The organism is Edaphobacter sp., from assembly GCF_035763405.1.
In the GTDB taxonomy this organism is placed as follows: domain Bacteria; phylum Acidobacteriota; class Terriglobia; order Terriglobales; family Acidobacteriaceae; genus Edaphobacter.
Map to the genome: position 1 here is coordinate 1 of NZ_DASUBE010000012.1, position 6,882 is coordinate 6,882.

Genomic DNA, 6,882 nt, shown 5'->3' on the forward strand with positions numbered 1-6,882 from the left:
CGGCTTCGCCTGCGTTGGCGAGTAGTTTGAGCAGGTCCTCGCGCAGCGCGTTGGCCTGCTTGCGATACTCTTTGCGGCCTGCGAGGTTGGTCTGTTCCGCCGGATCATTGCGCTGGTCGTACATTTGATACTCCTGATAGATGGGCGCGGCGGGCTGGTTGGTCGTGCCGGTAATTTCGGCGACGCAGTAGGTCCACTCGGGAGTGCGGATGGCGCGGCCGGTCATGGCTTCGCTGATCTGGATTAACTGCTGATTGGGCCAGTCGGCGCGGGCTTTTGCATCGCGGATGAGCGGCAGCAGGCTCTTGCCCTTCATGCCCGATGGGATGGGAGCACCGGCGATCTCCAGCAGCGTAGGCGCGATGTCGATGATGCCGACCATCTGGCTAATCTGCTGCGCGTTCTCGAAGCCTGGGCCGTGGAAGAGCAGCGGGACGCGCGTCGAGGCATTGTGGACGCTGCGTTTGTACTCGGCGTTGCGCGTCTCGAAGTGGCAGCCGTGGTCGCTCATAAAGATGAAGACGGTGTTGGCGGCGAGGCTCTCTTCCTCCAGCACGCGCATGATGCGGCCGACGGAGTTGTCGATGCTCTGGACCGCGCCGTAGTAATCGGGCAGCTCCTGCTGCCAGTTGCCGGGCAGATTGCGCAGATCGTGCGGAACATACGAGTTGGCGAATCGCTCGGTGGAGCCTTTGGGGCCGATGATGTTGTTGCCCATATCGTTCTGCTGGTGCGGCTCAAGCTGCGAGACGAAGAGGAAGAACGGCTTCTCCTGCTTCTGGCGCAGGAACCGCTCGGCGCGGTCGGTGATGAAATCGACGCGGTATTCGTCCTTGTAGGTGATCTCCTTGCCGTCGTTGTCGTAGATGGTGCCGTAATAAGGGTGCGAGGTGTGTTCGAGTTCGTTGGCGCCCTCCCAGAGATCGAGGAAGCCTCCGCGCCATTCGGGACGGACAGCGCCGGGGCCGCCGCCTTCGGCTGCGGTGTGCGGCGAGAGGTGCCACTTGCCGATGAGGTTCGAGGTATAGCCTGCTTTGCGCAGCTCGCCGGCGAGCGTCGGGAGCGATTGGGTCATGGGCAGCCCGTTGCGCCAGACGCCGGTCTCGGTGGCGTAGCGGCTGGTCATCAGCACGGAGCGCGAGGGCGCACAGACGGGCTGGTTGGTGACGGCGTGCGTGAAATTTTTGCCGTTGGCCGCGAGCGCGTCCAGGTTGGGCGTGCGCGTGGAGCCGTTCAGTCCGTTCGCGCCGAGGAAGTCCCAGCGGAACTGGTCGGAGAGAAAGAGGATGATGTTGGGCTGCGACGGGACTGCCGGTGCCGGCGCTGCTTCCGCGGCGGTGCCGAGGCCGAGCGCCGCGCCTGTGGCTGCTCCGGTGAGCAGAAATTTCCGCCTGTCCATCTGGATGCCGTCGCGCCGCTGGGTCATGCTGCTTCCTCCGTGAGTTAACAGTATGCACGGTGGGACGGAGGCGGTTCAGCGGGGGATGTCGATGACGCCGTTGTTGTTCTTGTCCTCTTTGGGCGGAGGATGTGCGGCGAACCAGGTCTTCTGCTCGGCGATGAGGTCTGTGGTGTCGTCGTGGACGTCGCGGATGGACTCAAGCGCGAGGCGGCGGGAGACGTTGTAGACTTCGTTGTCCGGCGGCGTTTTGATGGCGGTGGACCATCGCTCGGTCGCCTCGATGAGCTTGGGTAATGATTTGCGAACGTCGCGGTGGCGGGTGCTGTAGTCGTCGAGGTTGTCTTCGAGTTCGTTGACGATGGAGTTGAATTGATTGAGCAGGTCGTGTGTGTCCTGCTCGCGGCCGGGCTTGCGCGGGTGGGCGTAGAGGTCGTCGATGGCTTTGGCGCGCTCGTCGAGCAGCTTGATGAAGAGTTCGACGCGCTGGTCGGGATAGTATGCCGTGTCGCGCAGCTTCTCGATCTCGGCGTTCGAGAGCGAGTGGTCGTCGTTCTGCGCGTGGAGCGCGGGAACGAGCAGGATAAGAGCGGCTGCGAGGCAGAGTGCGCGAGTCATCGGTGAATTCGTTCCAGCAACCATCCTAGTACTCAAGGGCTGGTCTCTGGAGACCTAGTGGCTGAAGACCTGGTTGAGGAGCTGGTTCTGTACGCCGTCGAGCTGCTTGAGCGTGGCCTGGACGTTGTTGCGTTGCTCGCCGGAGGTGAGGTGCAGGGCCTCGGTCAGGTGGGCGGTGGTGCGGTCCATCAGGATCTCGGCGTTCTTCAGCTTCTTGGTGTTTTTGAGCAGGCTGGTCTCGATGAGGTGAGCGTAGCGGTTGATCTGCTGGAGTGTGGTGCTGGCCTTGTCGTCGTCGCCGCTGGCGATCTGCTTGATGGCGACGTTGGTCATGGTGTGGACCAGCTCGGTGTAGAGGAAGCACTGGTCGCGCGGGTTGGCTTGCTGGGCGCGGAGTTCCATCTGGGCGATGGTCTGGGCGTCGGGGACGGGTTCATCGACGGCGGCGGAGACGGCGGGGGTGATGGTCAGCAGCAGGGCTGGGGCGAGGAGGAAGGAACAGAGGCGAAGTGTCGGTCTCATAACGCACCTCGAAGGAGCGTTTCAATGCGCGTGCTCGAGGGTGAGAAGGCGGTGGCGGGCCTCCCATTCCTCGTCGGGAAATTTGCCTCCAGCCACGGAAAGGAACTGCCTGTACAGGTCTGATGCCTGCTTGACCTGCTTGAGTTTGTCGCGCGCGGTTGCTTCGAGAAAGATCTCCGACGGCGACTTTGGCTGCACTTTAGCACTAATCGCCAAGGCTTGCAATGTGACTGTCGGGTCGTTGTTGGCCGAGGCGGCGAAGGCGAGGTGGTTGGCGGCCAGGGCGAGGTCGGCTTGCGAAGGATAGGCAGTGGGTTGGGCTAAGGCGCGCTTGAGGATGGTTTCGGCTTCAGCGAAGTTTTTGAGGTGGATGAGGGCGTCGGCGCGGTCGGTGACGAGGGTCGGGTCAGCTGGGTTGGCGGCGATGAGGGCCGCGTAGAGCGGCTCGGCCCGGTCGAACTGGTTGTTGCGGCTGTAGATGCGGGCGAGCAGGCGGGTGAGATTCGAGTCCGTGGGGTGTGCTGCGTGGAGCTTTTCGACGATGGGGAGGGCCTTTTCGGGCTGGTTCTGCTGCTCGTAGAGGCTGGCGAGCTGGGCGTTGAGGGTGGGATCGTCGGGGCTTTTGCTGAGTGCGGTGGTGAGGGCGGTCTCGGCGTCGGCGGGCTTGTGCTCGCGGAGGAGGACGTGGGCGAGGGCGGCGTTGGCGGCGGCGTTCTGCGGATTGGCGGCCAGGAGACGGCGGTAGGCGGCCTCGGCGGAAGGGAGGTCTTGTGAGGATTCGGCGATCTCGCCGGAGAGGAGGATGTCGTCGGGGGTCTCGGGGGAGAGCTTGAGGGCGCTGAGCAGTTCGGCGCTGGCGTCGGCGGGGCGGGTGGATGCGTCGAGCTGGGCGAGGGCGCGGTAGGCGCGGGCCTGGAGAGGCTGGTTGTCTGTCTTGAGGGTGACGGCGGTGGCGAACTCGGCGCGAGCTTCGGCGAGCTTGCCGTTGCGGGCGAGCAGGAGGCCGAGCGCGAGGTGCGGGTCGAAGAAGGAGGCGTCGTCGGCGATGGCGCGGCGGTAGGTGGCTTCGGCTGCGGGCTGGTCGAGGGCGTCCTGGGTGGAGGCGAGGTCGTAGAGGACGTGGGCGTCGGCCGGGTTCTTTTCGGCGAGGGTGGTGAGGAGTTTGAGGGCGGTGGGGTAGTCCTGCTTGTCGAGGGCGGCAGCGGCCTGAGCGCGGAGGGGGTCTTGCGGTTGCTGAACTGGCTGGGCGCTGGCGTCCGCGGTGCCTGCGGGGAGCTGGGCGTGGGCGGGTGCGAGGAGGGCTGTGGAAAAGATGGCTGCGGCGGCTATGCAAAGGCGGTGCCTGGAGGCTCGGGGGTGAGTGATATTGTTGTGTGTCGGTTTCGGCATCGTAGGACTCCCCTCCCCCCGTTAAAGTATGCAAAGTCCTTCTAGCATTGGACTTAGGTTCGGACTTCGGTCTGGGCTTAAGTGCGGAAGCCCGGCATGGCTGGCCGGGCTCTTTCTTGATTTAAGGATAACAGGCCGGTCAAGGGCGGGTTGTGGAAAAATGCGGGTTGGGGTGGCTTTCAAGGTGGGAGAAATGCGGGGGTCTCTCCGCTGCGGCGGCAAAAGCGCCGCCTTCGGTCGAGATGACGTGTGTTTGGCGGTGCGGCAAACAGGGACGGCTCCGGTCGAGATGACGTGTGTTTGGCGGCAGCGCGATAACAGCGGATTCCTCCGCTGCGCTGCGGAATGGAAATGCAAAGGGTGGCGCGGGGGATGTGTTCATTTCCCCCTATCGCGAAGAAGCTGCGATGGATGGGGCACCCGCGAAACGCAGATTCCCTTCGGGAATGACAACAAGGAAAACGAGACGCAGATTCCCTTCGGGAATGACAACAAATGGGACAGGATGGAACGCAGGTTCCCTTCGGGAATGACAAACAAAAGAGGCAGAATGGCAAGCAATCGTGGAGCTTTATGCTTCTGCGCCGTGGCACTTTTTGTATTTTTTGCCTGAGCCGCAGGGGCACTCATCGTTGCGTCCGACTTTTTCGCCGGCGCGGCGGGGGGTGTTGGCTTTGGGTTCGGCGTGGGTGCTGGCGGCGTGGGCGAGTTCGAGTTCGCGCTGTTTTTTGCGGTGGAACTCGCGCTCGAGCGCGTCGATGGTGGTGGAGGGGGCGCGGTCGGAGACGGGCGGGGCCTGCGTGGCGACGGAGCCGGAGTTGGCGTGGCCGGACGCGGCCTCCTGTAGGGCTCGCTGGGCCTGTGAGTGAGCCTGGGCGTGGGCGAGCTGCTCGGCCGACTCGATGGGCTGGCCGTCGGGGCCGATGATCTGCATCCGGAAGAGATGGCGGACGGTGTCTTCCTGGAAGCGCATCATCATGTCCTCGAACATGTCGAAGGACTCGCGCTTGTAGGCGACGAGCGGGTCCTGCTGGGCGTAGCCGCGCAGCCCGATGCCTTCCTTGAGGTGGTCCATGTTGAGGAGATGGTCTTTCCAGAGGCCGTCGAGAACGCTGAGCATGACGACGCGCTCGTGGTAGCGCATGGCGGGCGCGCCGAGGATCTGCTCTTTAATCTCGTAGCGGGCGCGCAGCTTCTCGAAGACCTCTTCGCCGAGCTCGTGGCGGCTGATCTCGGAGGTGTTGATCTCTTTTTCGAGATGAACGCCGGAGATGTCGAAGATGTCGTTGAAGAGCTTTTCGAGCTTCCACTCGTCGGGGTGGGCCTTTTCGGGGGCGTTCTCGTCGATGATGCTGGAGAGGATGGTGGAGAGGTAGTCGTCGGTGATGAGCTGTTTTTGATCGACGCCTTCCATGAGCTGGCGGCGGAGGCTGTAGACGGCTTCGCGCTGCTTGTTCATGACGTCGTCGTACTCGAGGACGTGTTTGCGCGACTCGAAGTTCTGCATTTCGACGGCTTTTTGCGCGCCTTCGATGCGTTTCGAGATCATCTTGCTTTCGATGGGGACGCCCTCTTCCATGCCGAGGCGCTGGAGCAGGGTGGAGACCCACTCGCGCGCGAAGATGCGCATGAGGTCGTCTTCGAGGGAGAGGAAGAAGCGCGAGGAGCCGGGATCGCCCTGACGTCCGGCGCGTCCGCGAAGCTGGTTGTCGACGCGGCGGGACTCGTGGCGCTCGGTGCCGAGGATGTGGAGGCCGCCGGCTTCGATGACAGCATCGTGTTCCGTTTTCGCGGCGGCTTCGTGGGCGGCGATGGTGGAGTCCCACTGGGCCTGCGAGGTTTCGAACTCCTGGCCGGAGTAGTAGAAGCGCACCATGCCAGGACCTGCGACGGGCGAGATGGCGCCTTCGGCAGCGGAGACGGCGCGCGCCTGCGCTTTTTTGACCAGCTCCTGGCGGGCCATGAACTCGCTGTTGCCGCCGAGAAGGATGTCGGTGCCGCGACCTGCCATGTTGGTGGCGATGGTGACCATGCCGAGGCGGCCTGCCTGCGCGACGATCTCGGCTTCCTTCTCGTGGAACTTGGCGTTGAGGACGACGTGGCGGACGCCCTTGCGCTTGAGGATTTCGGAGAGCAGCTCCGATTTTTCAATGCTGGTGGTGCCGACGAGTACAGGTTGCTTGTTGGCGTGGAGCGTGGCGATTTCGTCGGCAACGGCGTAGTACTTTTCCTTCGAGGTGCGGTAGACGACGTCGGGGTTTTCGATGCGGAGCATCTTGCGGTTGGTGGGGATGACGACGATGTCGAGCCGATAGATGCTGCCGAACTCGGCGGCTTCCGTTTCTGCCGTTCCGGTCATGCCGGCCAGCTTGTTGTACATGCGGAAGTAGTTCTGGAAGGTGATCGTGGCCAGCGTCTGGTTCTCACGCTCGATCTTCACGCCTTCTTTCGCTTCGACCGCCTGGTGCAATCCATCCGACCAGCGGCGGCCCGGCATCAGTCGCCCGGTGAATTCGTCGACGATGATGACTTCACCGTCCTTTACCACGTACTCAACATCGCGGTGATAGAGCGCGTGCGCTTTGATCGCGGTCTCGACGTGGTGTTTGAGCGCCCAGTTTTCCGGATCGGCAATGTTGCCGATCCCGAGCAGCTTCTCAATCTTTTCCCATCCGATGTCCGTGACCGCGATATTGCGGTGCTTTTCGTCTACGGCATAGTCTCCGGTGAGGATTGTCCTTTGCGGATCGTCGCCAACTTCTGCGAGCTCCTGCAGCACAATATCCCTTTTTACTTCGGAGAGTTTGCCCGATTCCAGCAGCTTGCGCGCTTCTTGTGGCGTGAGTTCTTCGCCCTTCTCGAGCTTCGGAATAATGCGATCCACGCGCGCGTATTTGTCCGTTGACTCTTCGCTGGCGCCGGAAATGATCAGCGGGGTACGGGCCTCGTCAATC

The 6,882-nt window shown here is 63.0% G+C and carries 5 protein-coding genes; all 5 read right to left on the reverse strand.

Going from position 1 to position 6,882, the window contains the following annotated elements:
• Positions 1 to 1,426, reverse strand: a 1,426-nt coding sequence (locus tag VFU66_RS01075) for a sulfatase-like hydrolase/transferase (RefSeq protein WP_326444377.1), incomplete at its 3' end; no start/stop codon positions are given.
• A 48-nt stretch (positions 1,427 to 1,474) separates the two neighbouring features.
• On the reverse strand, positions 1,475 to 2,017 hold the full coding sequence (locus VFU66_RS01080) for a hypothetical protein (protein ID WP_326444378.1): 543 nt from the start codon (positions 2,015 to 2,017) through the stop codon (positions 1,475 to 1,477).
• 54 nt (positions 2,018 to 2,071) lie between these two features.
• Positions 2,072 to 2,539 (reverse strand): hypothetical protein, encoded by a 468-nt coding sequence (locus VFU66_RS01085; protein WP_326444379.1) that lies wholly within the window; start codon positions 2,537 to 2,539, stop codon positions 2,072 to 2,074.
• A 21-nt stretch (positions 2,540 to 2,560) separates the two neighbouring features.
• Entirely contained in the window at positions 2,561 to 3,928 is a 1,368-nt protein-coding gene (locus VFU66_RS01090) for a tetratricopeptide repeat protein (RefSeq protein WP_326444380.1), read from the reverse strand.
• A gap of 571 nt (positions 3,929 to 4,499) precedes the next feature.
• Positions 4,500 to 6,882, reverse strand: a 2,383-nt coding sequence (secA, locus tag VFU66_RS01095; protein WP_326444381.1) for a preprotein translocase subunit SecA, incomplete at its 5' end; no start/stop codon positions are given.

Bases quoted from the DNA above. Each gene is read 5' to 3' on its own strand.
- VFU66_RS01090 (WP_326444380.1), bottom strand. From the start codon at position 3,928: ATGCCGAAACCGACACACAACAATATCACTCACCCCCGAGCCTCCAGG.
- VFU66_RS01085 (WP_326444379.1), bottom strand. From the start codon at position 2,539: ATGAGACCGACACTTCGCCTCTGTTCCTTCCTCCTCGCCCCAGCCCTG.
- VFU66_RS01080 (WP_326444378.1), bottom strand. From the start codon at position 2,017: ATGACTCGCGCACTCTGCCTCGCAGCCGCTCTTATCCTGCTCGTTCCC.